The following is a 17,918-nucleotide window of genomic DNA, read 5'->3' on the forward strand; positions in this document are numbered from 1 at the left end:
AGCAGCGAGGTTGGCGGCCGAAATCCATTGCCAGGCAATGCGTTCGACGTGAGTCTTCGACGCGTGAGGCGGTAGTGGCCGCCTCCTTCCACGTCAGGAGACACTTCGTATGCGCACGCAGATCCTCTCTGTCGCGTTGGCAGCCTCGGCATCCCTGGGGCTCGTCACGACCGCGGTCACCGCCGCTTCGGCAGCCCCGTCCCCCAGCGCCCACGCCCAGCGCGTGTGCGCGACGCCGAGCTCACCCACCGTCGCGGCGTGCCACGCACTCAAGCTGGTCGACGCCGAAGGCCGGGCGGTCAGCCCCACAGGCAACCCGGTCACCCCGCACGCCATCTCGGGCAAGACTCCCACCGACATCCAGAGCGCCTACAAGGTCACCGGGCTGTCCGCCGGCGGTCGCACCGTCGCCATCGTCGACGCCTACGGCTACCCGAACGCCGAGCGCGACCTCGGTATCTACCGCGCCCAGTGGGGCCTGTCCGCCTGCACCACGGCCAACGGCTGCCTGCGCATCATCAACCAGACCGGCGGAACGTCCCTGCCCCGCTTCAACGTCGGCTGGGCCGGCGAGCAGGCGCTCGACCTCGACGCCGTGTCGGCGACCTGCCCGGGCTGCAAGATCGTGCTGGTCCAGGCCAACAGCGCCAGCCTCACCGACCTCGGAACGGCGGTGAACACCGCAGCACAGCAGGCCGGCGTCGCCGCGATCTCGAACAGCTACGGCGGAGGCGACCTGCCCGACAGCTCGTACGGCGCGGCCTACAACCACCCCGGCATCGCCGTGACCGCGTCGACCGGTGACAACGGGTACCAGGGCGGAAGCTTCCCGGCGTCCTCGCGCTACGTGACGGCCATCGGCGGCACCTCGCTGGTCAAGGACTCCAGCGCCCGTGGGTGGTCGGAGTCGGCCTGGAACGGCGCCGGCTCGGGTTGCACGACCCTCAACGCCGCACCGGTCGGCCAGACCTCGGCGATGACCGCCTGCAGCGGTCGTGCCATCGCGGACGTCTCGGCCGTGGCCGACCCGGCGACGGGCCTGGCGACCTACGCCCCCACCTCGAGGACCTCGTCCTCGTGGGCGCAGTACGGCGGCACCAGCCTCTCGGCCCCGATCGTCGCCTCGGTCTATGCGCTCAGCGGCAACACCGCCGGCTACGCGAACACGCTGCCCTACGCCAACCCGGCCGGCCTGTTCGACGTGACCTCCGGATCCAACGGGACCTGCGCCTCCTGGTGCACGGCGAAGTCCGGCTGGGACGGCCCGACCGGTCTGGGCACCCCGAACGGCACCTCGGCCTTCTGACCCTCGCAGGTCACGCCGACGGCCCTGGGGGGACCATCCCCCGGGGCCGTCGGCGAGCGGGCCACCCTCTTGCCGCCGAGCTCTCCCCGGACTCGCCGTCTACGTTGAGGACATGCCAGCAGAGAGCGTGGACACCACGCCGCAGGAGTGGGACGTCATCGTCGTCGGGGCCGGCGCCGTCGGTGAGAACGCCGCCGACCGCGCCCACAAGGCCGGACTGACGGTCGCGATCATCGAGAAGCACCTCGTCGGCGGCGAGTGCAGCTTCTACGCCTGCTCGCCCAGCAAGGCGCTGCTGCGGCCGATCCACGCGACCCGGGCCTCGCAGCGGGTGCAGGGCTCCGAGGGCGCCTCCCTCGACCCGCAGGGGGTGCTCGCCCGCCGCGACTCGTGGATCAACCGGGTCGGCACCAGCGACACCTTCGACGACAGCGGTCAGGTCGGCTGGCTCGACCACGTGGGCATCACCCTGCTGCGCGGCGAGGGCCGCCTCGTCGCCGAGCGGACGGTGGAGATCGAGGGACGCACCATCCGCGCCCGTCAGGCCGTGATCCTGGCCACCGGCACGGCTCCCACGGTCCCGCCCATCCCCGGACTGCGTGAGTCGAACCCCTGGACCAACCGGCAGGCCACCACGAGTCGCCGCATCCCCGAGCGGCTCGTCGTGCTCGGCGGCGGTGTCGTCGCGTGCGAGCTCGCCCAGGTCTTCGCCGCGCTGGGCTCGACGGTGACCATCATCGAGATGAACGACGGCCTGCTGGGCGGCAACGAAGCCTTCGCCGGTCAGGCGGTTGCCGCAGCACTCGAGCGTGATGGTGTCGACGTCCGGCTCGGGACCAAGGCCGAGTCCGTCTCCCGGCTCGGCCCGACCGGCGAGGTCACCGTCGAGCTGTCCAGTGGCACCCACATCGTCGCCGACGAGCTGCTCGTGGCCGTCGGCCGAACCCCCGCCACCGAGGCCCTCGGCGTCGAGGCCGTCGGCGGCCAGCTCGACGAGGAGGGGTACGTCCGGGTCACGGACCGGATGGAGGTCGAGGGCGTCCCCGGCGACAAGCCCTGGCTGTATGCCGTGGGCGACGTCAATGGACGGGTTCTCCTCACGCACATGGGCAAGTACCAGGCCCGTGCGGTCGGCGACCTCGTCGGCGCCCGCGCGGCGGGGCGCGAGCCCGACCCCGGTCGGACCACGCCGTGGGCGGTGGCGGCCGGGTCGCCCCAGGTGGTCTTCACCGACCCCGAGGTGGCCTCCGTGGGGTTCACCGAGGAGCAGGCACGGGGGCGCGGGCTACGGGTCCGGGTCGTGGACCTGCCGATGGACTCGGCTGCGGGCCCGGGTCTGCAGGCGGAGGGCTACCAGGGCCAGGCGCGGATCGTCGTCGACGAAGGCGCCGGTGTCCTCGTCGGGGCCACCTTCGTCGGCCAGGACGTCGCCGACCTCGTCCACCCGGCCACCGTGGCGATCGTCGGGGAGGTGCCGCTGACGACCCTGTGGCACGCGGTGCCCTCGTATCCCACCATGAGCGAGATCTGGCTGCGGCTGCTGGAGGAGTACGGCCTCTGACCGTGCCGCCGAGGAAGGCCTGCCTCCGGCTCCCCCGCCGACCAGGGTCGCCAGTCCCCTGTTTCGTCGGGGTAGCCGGATTTGAACCGGCGGCCTTCCGCTCCCAAAGCGGACGCGCTACCAACCTGCGCCATACCCCGTCGACGGCGTGCCGATTTCTGGCCACACGATCGCGGGCATTAGGCTAACGCCTCGGACCTGACGCCCCGACGGCGGCTGCCGGTCCACGCGGGCGTAGCTCAATGGTAGAGCCCTAGTCTTCCAAACTAGCTACGCGAGTTCGATTCTCGTCGCCCGCTCAGCCAGGCCCTCGTGTCCCGGGATCTCCCGGGCGCGGGGGCCTTGTCATCGCAGGGTGGCGCGGAACTCGCTCACCCGTCGCCCGGCTTCCAGCCCCTTGGCCTCGAAGCCGTCGGTGGGCCGCCACGACGGCCGCTCCCCCTCGGTGACCACGAACCCGCCCTGGGCCGCGAACGCCGACCGCACGTGCGCGGCATACCCGTCGTGGTCGGTGGCGACGAGCAGGCTGCCACCGGGGGCCAGCCGCGAGGCGATGAGGTCGAGCATCGGGCGGGAGATGAAGCGCCGTCTCGCGTGCTTGGCCTTGGGCCACGGGTCGGGGAAGAAGACGTGGATCCCGGCCAGCGATGCGGGGGCCACCCGCTCCGCGAGCAGCTCCACGGCGTCGCCGCGGTGCATCCACAGGTTGGTCAGGCCGCGTCGGTCCGCCTCGGCCAGCATCCGGGCCAGGGCCGGGGTGAAGACGTCGACGGCGAGCACGTCGTGCTCCGGGTGGGCGGCGGCGTAGGCGAGCGCCGCGGCCCCGTGGCCGCAGCCGATCTCCAGCACCAGGGGGGCGACCCGGCCGAAGGCCGCCTGCGCCACCAAGGGCCCGTCCGCGGCGATGGAATGACGGGGTCCGAGGACCTCCAGGCGTTCGAGGGTGAGCGCCGAGAGGCGGCCCCTGCGCGCGTTGTAGGAGCGCACCCGTCCGTCACCCTTCGCGACACCGTCCACGGCACCAGCCTAGGCAGCCCGCGACAGGGCGGAAGCGGCGCGTCTTGACCTGCGACACACCCGTCGATAACCAGTGCTTATGTAATCCATAATGTCTCCATGCGCATCTCCCGGTTCCCCAACATCGTCGACGACGTCACGGTCCGGCTCATCGCGGCCGTCGTCCTCGTGCTGGGCGTCGTCGCCCTCGCCGCGCACCAGTGGTGGCTGTATGCCGTGCTCGCGGCGGACTTCGTGCTGCGCACCGGCTGGGGGCCGTCCGCCAGCCCGGTGGCGATCCTCGTGAACCGCTGGGTCAGGCCGAGGGTGTCCGCGAAGCCGCGCTACACCGCCGGGCCGCCCAAGCGCTTCGCCGCGGCGGTGGGAGCGGTGTTCACCACGGCTGCGACAGTCCTGTGGCTCGCCGGCACGACGGTCCCCGTGGTCCTGATCGGCGTCGTGATGGTCGTCTTCCCGGCGTTGGAGGCCCTCGCGGGGGTGTGCGTGGGGTGCATCGTGTTCGGCTGGCTGATGCGACTGGGTGTGATTCCCGAGTCGGTCTGTCTCGAGTGCGCCGACATCACCCGTCGCGCCGCCCGGCGCCAGGCAGCCGCCGCGGCGGGCTGAGGGCTGCGGGGCCTGGACCCGGCCCGACAGCGAAGACGCCCGGAGGCCCGCGCAGGCGGTTCAGCGTCGAAGCAGGCGGATCAGCGTCGCGGCAGGCGGTTCAGCGTCGCCAGACGAGGACGGCCGCCCGGTCGTCGGTCTCGCCCGCACGAGCGGCCGCGCACATCTTGGCCGCCATGCCCTCGAAACCCCTGCCGATCATCCGCTCAGCGGTCCCGAGCATCCGGTCGATCCCGTCGCGCAGGTCGCGGTTGCGCACCTCGATGACACCGTCGGTGTAGAGAAGCAGCGCGTCACCACGGCCCAGGTGGCCCTGGATCCGGGGAAAGGCAAGGCCTTCGGTGACGCCCAGGACAGGCCCCTCCTCACCCTCGAGCACCTCCCACCGACCTGAGCCGGCCGAGAAGCGCACCCCAGGAGGGTGTCCGGCGGAGCCGAGGCTGAACTCGCCGGTGGACAGGTTGATCATGGCGTGGACGGCGGTGGCGAACCCCTCGTCCCAGGCCTGTCGCAGCAGGTAGGTGTTGGCTGCCGGGAGGAACCGGTCGTAGGGCATCGACCCGAGGAGGCCGCCGAAGGCGCCGGACAGCAGCAGTGATCGGGTCCCGGCTGCGATGCCCTTGCCCGAGACGTCGACGAGCACGACCTCGAGGACGTCGTCGGACTTGCTCGTGACGAGGAAGTCGCCGGAGAACGAGTCACCGTAGGCCGACAGCACCGACAGCTCGGCTCCCCATCCGGGGGGCAGCTCGGGGAGCTCGCCCTGGGTGCGCAGGCGGTCGCGCAGGTCGACCAGCATCGACTCACCGAGGTTTCCCTGGACACCAAGCCTGGCCCGTGACGTGGCGACCGAGAACATGATCAGCATGACGCTGGTCAGGACGGCGTAGGCGCCCAACAGGGCGGGTTGGGTGGTCTCCCGCGCCCAGATCGTGTAGCCCCCCGCGATGAGGATGGCGATGTCAACGGCAGCCAGCACCCTCGGCGTGAGGAAGAGTCCGGCCAGGACCGCCAGCGGGACGTAGGTCGAGAAGGGGACGTAGTTCTGCCACCTCTCCATTGCCCAGCACAGGCCCGCCGTGACGACGACGATGCCGATGGCGGTGACCGCTTGCCCCCAGCGCACGAACCTGACCCGGCCACGCTGGACGCGGGACATCACGGAGCGGCGAGCGAGCACCGTCCTGTCGATGTCCACGAGTGAAGATCCTTCGGCAAGGCAGGTGCGGGGGCACCCTTGGCGTCTGCGGGGTGGGCCGGCCCCTGTTCCAGCCCGTCGTCAACAGTAGTCGGAGCTCACCCCGTCGCGCGCACCATCCACCCAGATCAGGGCAGCGGGGGCAGCGTGCCGTCGTGCTCGTAGGCGCTGACCATGTCGATCCGCCGTTGGTGGCGGGGAGCGCCGGAGAACGGGGTGGCGAGGAACGCTGCGACCATGGCCTTGGCCTCCTCGACCGTGTTCATCCGGCCGCCGATGGAGATGACCTGGGCGTCGTTGTGCTCGCGGGCGAGGGTGGCGAGCTCTGCGTTGTAGCACAGGGCCGCGCGGACGCCCTTTACCTTGTTGGCCGCCATCTGCTCACCGTTTCCGGAGCCCCCGAGCACGACGCCCAACGACTCCGGGTCGGCCGCGACGGCCTCCGCAGCCCGGAGGACGAAGACGGGGTAGTCGTCCTCGGCATCCAGGGCGTGGGGCCCGTGGTTGGTCACGTCGTGCCCCTCGGCCCCGAGGAAGGTGACCAGCTCACCGAGCAGGTCGTATGCCGCGTGGTCGCCGCCGATGTGTACGCGCATGGTGTGCTCCTCAGTCGGATTTTCAGTCGAAGATCGGGCCGACGTTGCGCGACCGCTTGAGCTCGAAGAACCCGGGGACGGCGGCGACCAGGACGAAGCCGTCCCAGAGCCGTCCGGCGTCCTCACCCTTGGGTGCCGGGCTCACGACGGGGCCGAAGAAGGCCTGTCCGTCGACCGAGATCACCGGTGTGCCGACCTCGTCGCCCACCAGGTCGATGGCCCGCTGGTGGCTGGCCCGCAGCTCGTCGTCGACGACGTCGCTGTCCGCGAAGTCAGCGAGCTCGGGCGGGAGGCCCACCTCTTCGAGGGCTGGGCCGATGACCTTGGCGTAGTCGCGCTCGCCCTCCAGGTGGATCCGGGTGCCCATCGCGTCGTAGAGCGGCTTGATCACCTTGTCACCGTGCTCACGGGCGGCGGCGATGATCACCCGCACCGGGCCCCAGCCGCGGTCCATCATCGCGCGGTACTCGTCGGGCAGGTCGCGGTCCTCGTTGAGGACGGACAGGCTCATCACCGACCAGGTGATGTCCACCGGGCGAACCCGCTCGACCTCCATGCCCCAGCGGGAGGTCATCCATGCCCAGGGGCACAACGGGTCGAACCAGAACTCGGCAGAGGTCAGGGTGTCGGCGTACTCGGCGGTCTCGGCGGTCTCAGCAGTCTCGGCGACGGTCACGTCCGCAATCCTGCCATTGGCCCCCGGCGCCCGCGCAATCGGTGGACCGCGGCCGTGCGAGGATGGCGCCGAGCACTTCGAACACATCCCGAACCTCCGCAGGAGCACCGTTGCCTGGCAAGAACCTGACCCGCGACGAGGCCACCGCCCGCGCCGCCGTCATCGCCGTCGACCACTACGACGTCGTCCTCGACCTCACCACCTCGGACACCACGTTCCGCAGCACGACCACGGTGACGTTCACGAGCGCCGAGCCCGGGGCCGCGACCTTCGTCGACCTCATCGCACCCTCGGTCGAGGCGATCACCCTCAACGGTGAGTCGCTCGACCCCGCCACGCACTTCGACGGGCTGCGCGTCCAGCTCCCGACCACGGCGGGACGCAACACGCTCACGGTCGACGCCACCGCGGCATACATGAACACCGGCGAGGGGCTGCACCGCTTCACCGACCCGGTCGACGGCGAGGTCTACCTCTACTCGCAGTTCGAGGTGGCCGACTGCCGCCGGATGTTCGCCGTCTTCGAGCAGCCCGACCTGAAGGCGACGTTCGGGTTCACCGTCACCGCGCCGGACCACTGGCAGGTCGTGTCCAACTCCCCCACGCCCGAGCCGACCCCCGCCGGCGAGGGTGCGGCCACCTGGGCGTTCGGCACGACGCCGCGGATGTCCTGCTACATCACGGCCCTGATCGCCGGGCCGTACGCCGTCGTGCGCGACGAGGTCGAGACGCGGCGGGGCACCGTGCCGCTCGCCATCTTCTGCCGGCAGTCGCTGCTGGAGTACCTGGACGCCGACAACCTCTTCGACTGCACCAAGCTGGGCTTCGCCTTCTTCGAGAACGAGTTCGACTGCGAGTACCCGTTCGAGAAGTACGACCAGCTCTTCACGCCCGAGTACAACATGGGTGCGATGGAGAACGCCGGGGCCGTGACCATCAGCGAAATCTACGTCTTCCGCTCCAAGGTCACCGAGGCGATCGTCGAGCGCCGGGCGCTGACGATCCTGCACGAGCTCGCCCACATGTGGTTCGGCAACCTCGTCACGATGAAGTGGTGGAACGACCTGTGGCTCAACGAGTCCTTCGCCGAGTGGGCGTCGACGACCTGCCAGGCCGAGGTCACCGAGTGGGCGAGCGCCTGGACGACGTTCGGCACCTCCGAGAAGGCGTGGGCCTACCGCCAGGACCAGCTGTCCTCCACCCACCCGATCGTCGCCCCGATCCACGACCTCGAGGACGTCGAGGTCAATTTCGACGGCATCACCTACGCCAAGGGCGCCTCGGTCCTCAAGCAGCTCGTCGCCTACGTCGGGCGTGAGCCGTTCACGGCCGGCCTGCGCGCCTACTTCGCCAAGCACGCCTGGGGCAACACCACCCTGGCCGACCTGCTGCACGAGCTCGAGCAGACGTCCGGGCGCGACCTCGGCACGTGGTCCAAGCTGTGGCTCGAGACCGCCGGCGTCAACACGCTGCGCCCCGAGATCGAGACCGACGACCAGGGCCTGATCTCGTCCGCGTCGATCGCCCAGACCCACGCACCGGACTACGCGACGCTTCGCCCGCACCGCCTCGCCGTCGGCCTCTACTCCGTCGAGGACGACACGCTCGTGCGCACCGACCGGCTCGAGCTCGACGTCGACGGGGAGTCGACCGACCTGCCCGAGCTGATCGGCCGTCCGGCGCCCGACCTCTTGCTCGTCAACGACGACGACCTGGCCTACGCCAAGATCCGCCTCGACCCGCGCTCCCTCGCGACGGCGCTCGCGCATCCGCGCGGTTTCACCGACAGCCTGCCCCGCGCCCTCGTGCTCGGTGCGGCGTGGGACATGACCCGCGACGCCGAGATGGGCGCCCGCGACTTCGTCTCCCTGGTGCTGGCCTCCCTCCCCGGCGAGACCGACTCCACCCTGCTGCGCACCCTGCTCGGCCAGCTGTCGACCACCCTGCGCCTCTACGTCGCGCCCCAGCACCGGGAGCCGACGGTCACCGCGGCGGCGGCGGGCCTGCGCGAGCTGGCCCTGTCCGCCGAGCCCGGCAGCGACGCCCAGCTCCAGCTGGTGGGCGCGTATGCCGCGCACCAGCGCGGTGGTGACGACGCGGCATACCTGCGTGGTCTGCTCGACGGCACGCAGGTCCTGGACGGCCTCGCGGTCGACACCGACATGCGGTGGGCGCTGCTCACCTCGCTCGCCGCCTGCGGTGAGGCCACGACCGACGACATCGACGCCGAGCTGCAGCGCGACAACACCGCCACCGGTCGCGAGCGCGCCGAGCAGGCGCGCGCCGCCCTGCCCACCGCCGAGGCCAAGGCAACTGCCTGGCGTCGCGGCGTCGAGGAGGACGGCCTGCCCAACTCGGTGCTCGAAGCGGTGGCCGCCGGCTTCGGGAACGTCCACGACACCGGCCTGCTCGAGCCGTACGTCGAGAAGTACCTCGCGATGCTCGGCACCGTGGAGACCAAGACGTCCCACGCGATCGTCGAGATCCTCGTCCGCGGCTTCTACCCGATGGCCCTCGCCGATGCCCGCCTCCACGCGGCGACGGAGGCGTGGCTGACCGCCCACCCCGATGCGCCGGCGGCGCTGCGTCGCCTGGTGGTCGAGAACCGCGACCCTGTCGCGCGCGCCCTGCGCGCACAGCAGCGGGATGCCGATGCCTGACGCAGTCGCATTCCTGAAGGCACTCAGCGAGGTCACTCCCCACGAAGTCTGGGACTGGTTCGTCGGGGACCCGCTCGCCGCGGTGATCACGGTGCTCGCAGCCTTCGTGCTCCGGTGGTTGATGCTGCGCTCGATCGGTCGCGTGGTCGCCACGACCATCGCGAAGTCCGACGCCCGGCGCAGCGGCGACACCTCTCGGGCCAGCCGGGTGCTGGCCCACGCCACCGGGGCGGCCCACGAGCGGCACCGTCAGCGCACCCTCACGATGGGGTCGCTGCTGCGCAGCATGGTGACGTTCGTCGTCGGGCTCGTCACCGTCCTCACGGTGATGGCGATCTTCCACGTGCCCCTCGGACCGCTGTTGGCCTCGGCCGGCGTCGGCGGGGTGGCGCTCGGTTTCGGCGCGCAGAGCCTGGTCAAGGACTTCCTGTCCGGGATCTTCATGATCCTCGAGGACCAGTACGGCGTCGGCGACGTCATCGACACCGGCGAGGCCACCGGCACGGTCGAGGAGGTCAGCCTGCGGGTCACCCGGCTGCGCGACGGTTCTGGAGTGGTCTGGTACATCCGCAACGGCGAGATCGTCCGGATCGGCAACAAGAGCCAGGGCTGGTCGACAGCGCTCGTGGACATCCCGGTCGCCTACTCCGAGAACCTCGACAAGGTGATCCCCCTCATCCGCTCCGTGGTGCACGACCTCGACCAGAACCCCGACTGGCAGGACAAGCTCCTCGACGAACCCCAGGTGGTGGGCGTCGAGTCGATCACGGGTTCCGTGGTCACGATCCGCGTGATCGCCAAGACCGCACCGGAGGAGCAGTACGGCGTCTCGCGTGAGATCCGCGAGCGGGTCAAGGAAGCCTTCGACGCGAACGGCGTCACGGCGCCGGTCATGACTCCCTTCGGTCCCGCAGGCGGTGCATCGTGAGCACGCTGCTGCCCCAGACGCCCGGCGGTGACCAGTCCGGCAGCTTCTACGACCAGGTCGGCGGTCACGAGACGTTCCGCAAGCTCGTGCACGAGTTCTACCGCGGCGTCGCGCAGGACGAGGCGCTGCGTGCGCTCTACCCCGAGGCCGACCTCGGCCCCGCCGAGGAGCGGCTGCGCATGTTCCTCGAGCAGTACTGGGGCGGCCCGGGCACCTACTCCGAGCAGCGTGGCCACCCGAGGCTGCGGATGCGCCACCACCCGTTCAAGGTGACCCCCGCGCAGCGCGACCGCTGGCTGCTGCACATGATGGCGGCCGTGGACACCCTCGACCTCCCACCGGCCAACGACCTCCTGCTGCGCGACTACCTCGAACGCGCCGCGCACTCCATGGTCAACACCCTGGAGGACTGAGCCCGTCAACCCGCGAGGTATGCCGCGGGGGCGGGGCAGTTTCGCGGAGCACCTGTCGCAGGGGTTTCGTCCGGCCAGGTCGTGCGCTGGTTCCGCTGGGCAAGACGGTGGAGGGCTGGTTTCCCCGAACGCGTTCGATGCGTCAGCATGGTTGACCGTGACGACGACCCTCTCCACCGACCTCATCCACCCCGCTGCCTCGGCTGACGCCGCCTGGTGGCGCCATGCCGTGATCTACCAGATCTACCCGCGGTCCTGGGCCGACGCCGACGGCGACGGCATCGGCGACCTGCCCGGCGTGACCGCCCGGCTCGACTACCTCAAGGCACTCGGCGTCGACGCGGTCTGGTTCAGCCCCTTCTACAAGTCCCCGCAGGCCGACGCCGGTTACGACGTGGCCGACTACCGCGACATCGACGGCCTCTTCGGCACCCTCGCCGACTCCGACGCCATGGTCGCGAGGGCCCACGAGCTCGGCCTCAAGGTGATCGTCGACCTCGTGCCCAACCACACGTCCGACGAGCACGAGTGGTTCAAGGCCGCCCTGGCCGCGGGTCCGGGCAGCCCCGAGCGCGACCGCTACATCTTCCGCGACGGACTGGGCGCCGACGGCAGCACTCCCCCCAACGACTGGCACTCCGTCTTCGGTGGCGACGGCTGGACCCGCATCACCGAGGCCGACGGCCAGCCCGGCCAGTGGTACCTCCACCTCTTCGACGTCAGGCAGCCCGACCTCAACTGGGACAACCCCGAGATCGGCGACGAGTTCGAGTCGATCCTGCGCTTCTGGCTCGACCGTGGCATCGACGGCTTCCGGGTCGACGTGGCGCACGGCCTCATCAAGGAGAAGGGCCTGCCCAACTACGACGCCGAGCTGCACATCCTCGACGGCGAGGTGAAGCCCGGCGCCCCGATGCCGCCCATGTGGGACCAGGACGCGGTCCACGACGTCTACCGCCGCTGGCACAAGGTGCTGGCCGAGTACGGCGACCCCGAGCGCATCCTCGTCGCCGAGGCCTGGGTCCGACCGCAGGAGCGCGCGGTGCGCTACGTCCGCCCGGACGAGATGCACCAGGCGTTCAACTTCGACTTCCTGCAGTCCCAGTGGCGCGCCGGCGACCTGCGCGAGGTCATCGAGTCCTCCCTCGCGGCGGCCGACTCCGTGGGCGCACCGAGCACCTGGGTGCTGTCCAACCACGACGTGGTGCGGCACGCCTCGCGGCTCGGCCTGCCGGTCGGTCAGCGTCGCCCGAACGGCATCGGCGCCGAGCACCCGCAGCCCGACCGCGCGCTCGGCCTGCAGCGCGCCCGCGCGGCAACCCAGCTGATGCTGGCGCTGCCCGGCGGCGCCTACCTCTACCAGGCCGAGGAGCTCGGCCTGCCCGACTCGACCGACATGCCCGGCGCGTCCCGGCAGGACCCGACCTACCTGCGCTCCGGCGGCAAGGAGCTGGGTCGTGACGGGTGCCGCGTGCCGATCCCGTGGGAGAAGGACGCCCCCTCCTTTGGCTTCGGGCCCTCCGACCAGACGTGGCTGCCGCAGCCCGAGTTCTACGGCGAGTACGCCGTCGACCAGCAGGACGGCGTGGACGGCTCGACCCTCGAGCTCTACCGGTCGCTGCTGCGGACCCGCCGGGAGCGCGACCTCGGCACCGGCGGGCTCCTGCTCGCCGAGGGTTTCGGCGACGACGTGCTCGCCCTCGTCAACACCGGCCAGGGTGGCGACACGGGTGACACCCTGGTGGTGACCAACTTCGGCACCGAACCGGTCGCCCTGCCCGACGGTGCGTCCGTCATCGTGGCCTCCGGTCCGCTGACCGACGACGGCCTCGTGCCCACCGACACCACGGTGTGGGCAGCGCTCTAGCCGCACGCTCCAGGAGGGGTATGCCGCGTGGTCACCACGCGGCATACCCCTCCATTGCGTCGCGCGTCCTGACGCGCCGGCGGCCCCGCCGCGCCTCTCCCCGACTTCTGGCCACCTGTGACGGGTGGGGCCCTTCAGAACCGGCCCACACCCATCACCCGTGGCCAGAAGTCGCAAGGCACCGTGTCCCAAATGAGGTTTTTTGTCCCCAAAGGGTGCGCATCTGCGCAGGTCAGCCTATGATCACAGGGTCGCCACCCGGGGCGGGGGACGACGAGACCACGACTGCTCTGGACCGCACGGCAGTGCCCTGTCGGCACGCCACGCGGAGGTAACCGTGACCCAGCAGCTCGAGAACCACACCCAGTCCCAGACCGAGTCCCAGACCGAGTCCCAGACCCAGCCCCAGACCGCCCAGACGATGCCCCAGCGGTCGCCGGTCCCCATCCCGCCGGCCCTCCACCTGCCCTCCGAGACGGTCCGGGCGCTCGTGGCCCACCTGACGGAGGCCGAGGACGTCCTGCGCGACCTGGAGCCGTTCGTGCTCCGGAACGCGCGCCTCGTCGTGAACCCGGCTCGGCAGCCGTGGATCGCCCGGGAGCGCGCGCTGGTGGCGGAGCTGAGGTCGCGACGTACTGCCTGGCGGCGGGGCGACCTCCCCGGCCTGGTCATGGCGCCACGCAGGTGACCTCCGCGCCCTGACAGGTCACGGCTGCAGGGTCAGGGCTGCAGGGTCAGGGCCGCAGCGTCAGGGCCGGAGGCCGTCCTCGACCACCCGGGCCGCCACCGTGTGCAGCGGGGTGTTGTGGTTGCGGGCCCAGACGCGAATCCGCTGGAACGCGTCGTCCACGCTGACCCCTGCCGCCTCGGCCAGTACGCCCTTGGCCTGCTCCACCACGACCCGCGACGTCAGCGCACGGGAGAGCTGTTCGGACAGGTCCACCTGCTGCTGCAGCCGCGACGCGTTGGCGAGGTAGGCCGTGGCCATGTCGGCCAGTGCCTGAGCCGCGGCGAGGTCCTCGGCGGACCAGTCGCGCACCTCGGCCGCATAGAGGTTCAGGGCGCCGATTCCCTTGCCCTTCAACCTCATCGGGATGCCTGCTACGGCGTTGATCCCCAGACCGAGGGCGACCTGGGCATAGCCGCCCCAGCGGTCCTCCGCGTCCCTGACGTCACCCACCGCGACCACAACCCCCGAGTAGCAGGAGTCGACGCAGGGCCCCTGCTGGAGCGACTCCTGCAGGCGCTCGAGCTGCGCCACCGGACCCGTCACGGCCGACACGAAGGACAGCCGACCGTCCACGTCGAGGGTGACGCCGCTGCCCGCCAGGTCCAGGACCTCGGTGACGCGCTCGGCGAGGTTCTGGAGCATGTCCTCCATGTCGTACTCGCTGACGAGGTCTGCGGTGAAGGCGGAGAGCGTCCGCAGGAGGTCGAGCTGGTCGTGCATGGCGGACCCCCTTCGCAGCGCCCCGTCAGCACCGCTGAACCCACTGTATTCCTGCAGGTCAGGGGCGTGTGGGTGAACGTGGTGACCAATTTCGTCCGTTCATCTCGCGCAGGCCGACGGCAGTGCTGGCACCCGGCGCCGCGACGCTGGCACGACTCCGGGAACAATGGACCGGTGAGAGCAGCGGACTTCGCCTTCTTCGACGCACCGACGCCCATCGGGCTGGCCCACCGCGGTGGCGCCAAGCTCCCGGCGAACCTGCACCTCGAGAACACCCTGGCGGCCTTTCGCGAAGCGGTACGGATGGGCTACCGCTACCTGGAGACGGACGTCCACGCGACGGCCGACGGCGTGCTGCTGGCCTTCCACGACCTGCGTCTCGACCGGGTCACCGACCGGTTCGGCCGGATCGCCCAGCTCCCTTACGCCGCAGTCGAATCCGCACGGATCAACGGGACCGAACCGATCCCCCTGCTGTCCGACCTGCTCGAGGAGTTCCCCGACGCCCGCATCAACATCGACGTCAAGGCCCCCGGTGCCATCGAACCCCTCGCCGAGGTGATCCGGGCGCACGGCGTGATCGACCGGGTCTGCGTGGGGTCGTTCTCGGACCGCCGCCTCAGGGCCGTGCGCCGGCTGGTCGGTCCCGGACTCGCCACGGCGACGGGCCCGGCCGAGGTCGCAGCCCTGCGGCTGGCCCCCCAGCGGATCGCGGGCTGGCTGCGCTCCCCCGCCGCCGTCCTGCAGATCCCGACCGGGCACGTGGTCGGGGGTCGCCGACTCGACCTGGTGACCCCGGCCCTGGTCGAACGCGTCCACGCGATGGGCAAGCACGTCCACGTCTGGACCATCGATGACGCTGGCGAGATGCACCGGTTGTTCGACCTGGGCGTCGACGGGATCGTGTCCGACCGCATCGACACCCTTGCCGAGGTGCTCGCCGAGCGCGGCGTACCGTTGAGCCGGTGACCAGCCCGCCCCCGCCCCCGTCGCACGAGGAGCTGGCCGGCGACACGGCCACACGAGGCGCCACTCGGGGCGCCACTCCGGGCGGGTCTCCGGAGCCGACGCCGGGCGAGCACCGCGTGGGGGTCTTCCACCCGCGCTACGTGCTGCTGTCCATCTCGCTCCTCGCCCTGATCACCGTCATCGCCTTCGAGGGCATGGCGGTCTCGACTGCCATGCCGGACGCCGCCCAGGAGCTGGACGCCGTGCGGTCCTACGGACTCGCCTTCTCGGTGATGCTGACGACCCAGCTGCTGGGCATCGTCCTCGCCGGGGTGTGGTGCGACCGCGCCGGGCCGCTGCCGTCCCTCTTTGCCGGTCAGCTGCTCTTCGGCGCCGGGTGCGCCCTGTGCGGCGGCTCCCAGACCTTCGGACTGTTCCTCGCCGGACGCGGTGTGGCCGGGCTCGGCGCCGGCCTCATCATCGTCGCGGGCTACGTCGTCATCGGCCGCGCCTACCCGGAGTCGTTGCGTCCCAAGGTGTTCAGCGCCATCTCGGCCGCCTGGGTCCTTCCCTCGCTCCTCGGTCCGCCGATCTCAGCGTGGGTCACGACCACGTGGTCGTGGCGCTGGGTGTTCTGGCTCGTGGTGGTCCCTGTCGTGGTGGCTTTGGCCCTGGTCTTCGCCCGCCGCGGACAGATAGAGAGCTCCGGCGAGGGGATCGACGGCTCGAGCCGCGACCGCCGGCAGCACGCACGAGCCGCGTGGTTGGGGGTGCTCATCGCCGCTTCCGCAGGCGCGCTGCAGTGGGGCACCCACGACCTGGAGCTCAGCTGGTCGGTCAAGACCGCGGTCGCGCTCGTCGGCGCCGCAGGCATCGCCGCCATCGCGCCCCTGCTGCTGCCCCGTGGCACCTGGTCGATGCGCCGCGGACTGCCGTCGGTGATGCTGGCCCGGTTCCTGCTGACCTGCTCGTTCTTCGGCACCCTCACCTACGTCCCGTTGATGCTCGTCAACGAGCGTGGGCAGTCCCTCGGCACCGCTGGCACGATCCTGGCCATCGGCTCACTCGGGTGGTCGGCCGGGTCGTGGGTCCAGGGCCGCGACCGCTGGGCGGGGCGCCGCCACCAGCTCGTCGTCGCCGGAGGCGTGCTGCTGACCCTGGGACTGCTCGGGGTCGTGGCCGTCACCCACTTCGACTGGCACCCGTGGTTGGTCGCGGTGGCCCTCGTCGCGTGCGGACTCGGGATGGGTCTGGGCACCGCGAGCCTGTCCGTGCTCTCGCTCACGCTGACACCGGCGTCCGACCACGGCTCGACGTCGTCGTCGCTCCAGCTCGCCGACGTCCTCGGCTCGGTGCTCGGCATCGCCGCCGCCGGCGCGGTGTTCGCGGCCCGGCACACCGCCGCAGGGCAGGACGTGCCCGTGTTCGTGACGATGTGGCTGGGGCTCAGCGTCGTCGCGTCCCTGGTGGCCGTGGCCGGTCAGCGGATCAGGACGTGACCCGCGGGCGTCGAGAGCCGCGTCCAGCGGCCGTGCGCCCACACCGTCACCTCTGAGCCCGGCGCGGCACCAGGACCCGTGACAACAAATCCGAGCACGTATGCCGCGAACGCACCGCCCGCGGGTACCGGCGGGGTGGTGCTCGTGAGGCGGCCCCACACCTGCTTGCGCAGGGCTGTCACCGCCGCTCCACCCGCATCGGCGGGCGCCCCGGAGGCGACCTCTTCGATGCCCTGGCGCGCCACGGCATACACCTCGTCGGCGGTGAGGGCACCGACGCGTTCCCAGCCGCCACGCGGTGGCGCCATCGCCGCCCACGCGACGCTCACCGTCACGGGCGGGAGGGGCACTGTCGTGTCGGACCCGCGCGCCAGCCGATCGCCCAGCGCACTCAGGGCGACGGTGACGTCGACGTGGGCCGGCGCGGCCAGGGGCATGGTCCTCAGGCCGATGACCACGCCCTCGGCCATCAGGCCGCTACCCGGCAGCACGCCGACGTAGGCCGCGAGGGTCTGGCCCTGGGCCTGGAGGCGGATCGCACCGTCCTCGTCAGCCGCCTTGGCGCGCGCGACGTAGGTGCGCAGGTCGTCGAGCCCCTGGAGGTCCGGGAAGGTCAGCTCCATCAGCGTCGTCGCCAGCGGAACGGGACCGGGTCGCCCGAGTGCTCCTGGAGCATGGCGCGCAGTGACGGGTCCATGCGCCGGGGTGTGCTCGTCGTGAAGTCGTAGAGGACGAGGGTGGTCTCGGCACGGGCATAGACGATGTCGCCGTCCCCACCCTCGGTCGCGGCGCGGCCGTCGCGCACCTCGTAGGCCAGGTCGAAGCCGGCGCCGCCGATCTTGGTGGCCCACATCTCGACGACGATCGGGGGCACGCGGAAGAGGAGCGGTGCGAGGTACTCGATCTCGTGACGCGCCACGAGGATGCCCTCGTCGAGCACCGACCGGTCCTGCCCGAACCAGTCCTCGAAGCCGATCACCCGGGCATCCTCGAGCAACCGCAGGAACTGCACGTTGTTGACGTGCCCGTACGCGTCCATGTCGCTCCACCGAAGTGGCACGTTGACCCGGTACCGCGATGCCAGGGAGGCGAGCTGCGTCGGCGCGTCGTCGGTGACGTGCTGCGTGCCCTGGTGGGGGTCGTGGTCGGGGGCCATGTGGACATCCTCGCAGGGGTGTCAGGTCCGCGGCATA

Annotated in this window: 17 protein-coding genes and 2 tRNA genes; 11 read left to right on the forward strand and 8 right to left on the reverse strand. The window is 71.2% G+C overall.

Annotated elements, in window-relative coordinates; all coding sequences use genetic code 11:
• The first annotated feature begins 109 nt into the window (after window positions 1-109).
• Both AC1DVZ_RS03355 and AC1DVZ_RS03360 read left to right on the forward strand, forming a co-directional pair.
• Window positions 110-1,306 carry a S53 family peptidase gene (locus tag AC1DVZ_RS03355; RefSeq protein WP_477616769.1) on the forward strand — a complete coding sequence of 399 codons (1,197 nt, stop codon included), beginning with the start codon at window positions 110-112 and terminating at the stop codon, window positions 1,304-1,306.
• 112 nt (window positions 1,307-1,418) lie between these two features.
• Window positions 1,419-2,867, forward strand: a complete 1,449-nt coding sequence (locus tag AC1DVZ_RS03360) for a dihydrolipoyl dehydrogenase family protein (RefSeq protein ID WP_477616770.1) — start codon at window positions 1,419-1,421, stop codon at window positions 2,865-2,867.
• 66 nt (window positions 2,868-2,933) lie between these two features.
• Here the strand turns inward: AC1DVZ_RS03360 and AC1DVZ_RS03365 are convergent.
• Window positions 2,934-3,007, reverse strand: a tRNA-Pro gene (locus AC1DVZ_RS03365).
• Window positions 3,008-3,095: 88 nt separating this feature from the next.
• Between AC1DVZ_RS03365 and AC1DVZ_RS03370 the strand changes: the two genes are divergently transcribed.
• A tRNA-Gly gene (locus tag AC1DVZ_RS03370) sits at window positions 3,096-3,166 on the forward strand.
• A 46-nt stretch (window positions 3,167-3,212) separates the two neighbouring features.
• On the opposite strand, the gene trmB is transcribed toward AC1DVZ_RS03370, so the two are convergent.
• Complete coding sequence (gene trmB / locus AC1DVZ_RS03375; protein ID WP_477616771.1) at window positions 3,213-3,884, reverse strand: tRNA (guanosine(46)-N7)-methyltransferase TrmB; 672 nt, start codon at window positions 3,882-3,884, stop codon at window positions 3,213-3,215.
• A 99-nt stretch (window positions 3,885-3,983) separates the two neighbouring features.
• Between trmB and AC1DVZ_RS03380 the strand changes: the two genes are divergently transcribed.
• The gene (locus AC1DVZ_RS03380; protein WP_477616772.1) at window positions 3,984-4,490 is read left to right on the forward strand and encodes a DUF4395 domain-containing protein; all 507 of its coding nucleotides are present in this window, start codon (window positions 3,984-3,986) and stop codon (window positions 4,488-4,490) included.
• A 100-nt stretch (window positions 4,491-4,590) separates the two neighbouring features.
• Here the strand turns inward: AC1DVZ_RS03380 and AC1DVZ_RS03385 are convergent, their stop codons facing one another.
• The 3 genes from AC1DVZ_RS03385 to AC1DVZ_RS03395 form a co-directional block, all read right to left on the reverse strand.
• The gene (locus AC1DVZ_RS03385; protein ID WP_477616773.1) at window positions 4,591-5,688 is read right to left on the reverse strand and encodes a PP2C family protein-serine/threonine phosphatase; all 1,098 of its coding nucleotides are present in this window, start codon (window positions 5,686-5,688) and stop codon (window positions 4,591-4,593) included.
• Between the two features lie 128 nt (window positions 5,689-5,816).
• On the reverse strand, window positions 5,817-6,284 hold the full coding sequence (locus AC1DVZ_RS03390; protein WP_477616774.1) for a ribose-5-phosphate isomerase: 468 nt from the start codon (window positions 6,282-6,284) through the stop codon (window positions 5,817-5,819).
• Window positions 6,285-6,306: 22 nt separating this feature from the next.
• Window positions 6,307-6,960, reverse strand: a complete 654-nt coding sequence (locus AC1DVZ_RS03395; protein ID WP_477616775.1) for a mycothiol-dependent nitroreductase Rv2466c family protein — start codon at window positions 6,958-6,960, stop codon at window positions 6,307-6,309.
• Window positions 6,961-7,070: 110 nt separating this feature from the next.
• Here AC1DVZ_RS03395 and pepN point away from each other — a divergent pair, with 110 nt between their 5' ends.
• From pepN to AC1DVZ_RS03420, 5 genes are all read left to right on the forward strand, one after another.
• The gene (gene pepN / locus AC1DVZ_RS03400; protein ID WP_477616776.1) at window positions 7,071-9,620 is read left to right on the forward strand and encodes an aminopeptidase N; all 2,550 of its coding nucleotides are present in this window, start codon (window positions 7,071-7,073) and stop codon (window positions 9,618-9,620) included.
• Complete coding sequence (locus tag AC1DVZ_RS03405; protein WP_477616777.1) at window positions 9,613-10,548, forward strand: mechanosensitive ion channel family protein; 936 nt, start codon at window positions 9,613-9,615, stop codon at window positions 10,546-10,548. The genes pepN and AC1DVZ_RS03405 overlap by 8 nt, the downstream gene beginning before the upstream one ends.
• Complete coding sequence (locus tag AC1DVZ_RS03410; RefSeq protein WP_477616778.1) at window positions 10,545-10,961, forward strand: globin; 417 nt, start codon at window positions 10,545-10,547, stop codon at window positions 10,959-10,961. The genes AC1DVZ_RS03405 and AC1DVZ_RS03410 overlap by 4 nt, the downstream gene beginning before the upstream one ends.
• Before the next feature lie 157 nt (window positions 10,962-11,118).
• Window positions 11,119-12,828: a glycoside hydrolase family 13 protein gene (locus AC1DVZ_RS03415; RefSeq protein WP_477616779.1), complete on the forward strand. Its 1,710-nt coding sequence runs from the start codon at window positions 11,119-11,121 to the stop codon at window positions 12,826-12,828.
• Window positions 12,829-13,165: 337 nt separating this feature from the next.
• On the forward strand, window positions 13,166-13,516 hold the full coding sequence (locus tag AC1DVZ_RS03420; RefSeq protein ID WP_477616780.1) for a hypothetical protein: 351 nt from the start codon (window positions 13,166-13,168) through the stop codon (window positions 13,514-13,516).
• Window positions 13,517-13,576: 60 nt separating this feature from the next.
• Here the strand turns inward: AC1DVZ_RS03420 and AC1DVZ_RS03425 are convergent, their stop codons facing one another.
• Window positions 13,577-14,278, reverse strand: coding sequence for a GAF and ANTAR domain-containing protein (locus AC1DVZ_RS03425; RefSeq protein WP_477616781.1), 702 nt, complete (start codon window positions 14,276-14,278; stop codon window positions 13,577-13,579).
• Between the two features lie 174 nt (window positions 14,279-14,452).
• Between AC1DVZ_RS03425 and AC1DVZ_RS03430 the strand changes: the two genes are divergently transcribed.
• Both AC1DVZ_RS03430 and AC1DVZ_RS03435 read left to right on the forward strand, forming a co-directional pair.
• The gene (locus AC1DVZ_RS03430) at window positions 14,453-15,247 is read left to right on the forward strand and encodes a glycerophosphodiester phosphodiesterase family protein (RefSeq protein WP_477616782.1); all 795 of its coding nucleotides are present in this window, start codon (window positions 14,453-14,455) and stop codon (window positions 15,245-15,247) included.
• Entirely contained in the window at window positions 15,244-16,725 is a 1,482-nt protein-coding gene (locus AC1DVZ_RS03435; protein ID WP_477616783.1) for an MFS transporter, read from the forward strand. The genes AC1DVZ_RS03430 and AC1DVZ_RS03435 overlap by 4 nt, the downstream gene beginning before the upstream one ends.
• On the opposite strand, the gene AC1DVZ_RS03440 is transcribed toward AC1DVZ_RS03435, so the two are convergent.
• Both AC1DVZ_RS03440 and AC1DVZ_RS03445 read right to left on the reverse strand, forming a co-directional pair.
• Window positions 16,707-17,348: a DUF8185 domain-containing protein gene (locus AC1DVZ_RS03440; RefSeq protein WP_477616784.1), complete on the reverse strand. Its 642-nt coding sequence runs from the start codon at window positions 17,346-17,348 to the stop codon at window positions 16,707-16,709. The two genes, AC1DVZ_RS03435 and AC1DVZ_RS03440, sit on opposite strands and share 19 nt — an antisense overlap.
• Window positions 17,348-17,881 (reverse strand): acyl-CoA thioesterase, encoded by a 534-nt coding sequence (locus AC1DVZ_RS03445; protein ID WP_477616785.1) that lies wholly within the window; start codon window positions 17,879-17,881, stop codon window positions 17,348-17,350. The genes AC1DVZ_RS03440 and AC1DVZ_RS03445 overlap by 1 nt, the downstream gene beginning before the upstream one ends.
• Between the last annotated feature and the right edge of the window lie 37 nt (window positions 17,882-17,918).

The sequence above is a fragment of the Pedococcus sp. P2_E5 genome, assembly GCF_056403895.1.

Coding starts and splice junctions, on each gene's coding strand:
- AC1DVZ_RS03440 (WP_477616784.1), bottom strand. CDS start 17,348: ATGGAGCTGACCTTCCCGGACCTCCAGGGGCTCGACGACCTGCGCACC.
- AC1DVZ_RS03380 (WP_477616772.1), top strand. CDS start 3,984: ATGCGCATCTCCCGGTTCCCCAACATCGTCGACGACGTCACGGTCCGG.
- AC1DVZ_RS03355 (WP_477616769.1), top strand. CDS start 110: ATGCGCACGCAGATCCTCTCTGTCGCGTTGGCAGCCTCGGCATCCCTG.
- AC1DVZ_RS03445 (WP_477616785.1), bottom strand. CDS start 17,881: ATGGCCCCCGACCACGACCCCCACCAGGGCACGCAGCACGTCACCGAC.
- AC1DVZ_RS03360 (WP_477616770.1), top strand. CDS start 1,419: ATGCCAGCAGAGAGCGTGGACACCACGCCGCAGGAGTGGGACGTCATC.
- AC1DVZ_RS03425 (WP_477616781.1), bottom strand. CDS start 14,278: ATGCACGACCAGCTCGACCTCCTGCGGACGCTCTCCGCCTTCACCGCA.
- AC1DVZ_RS03405 (WP_477616777.1), top strand. CDS start 9,613: ATGCCTGACGCAGTCGCATTCCTGAAGGCACTCAGCGAGGTCACTCCC.
- AC1DVZ_RS03390 (WP_477616774.1), bottom strand. CDS start 6,284: ATGCGCGTACACATCGGCGGCGACCACGCGGCATACGACCTGCTCGGT.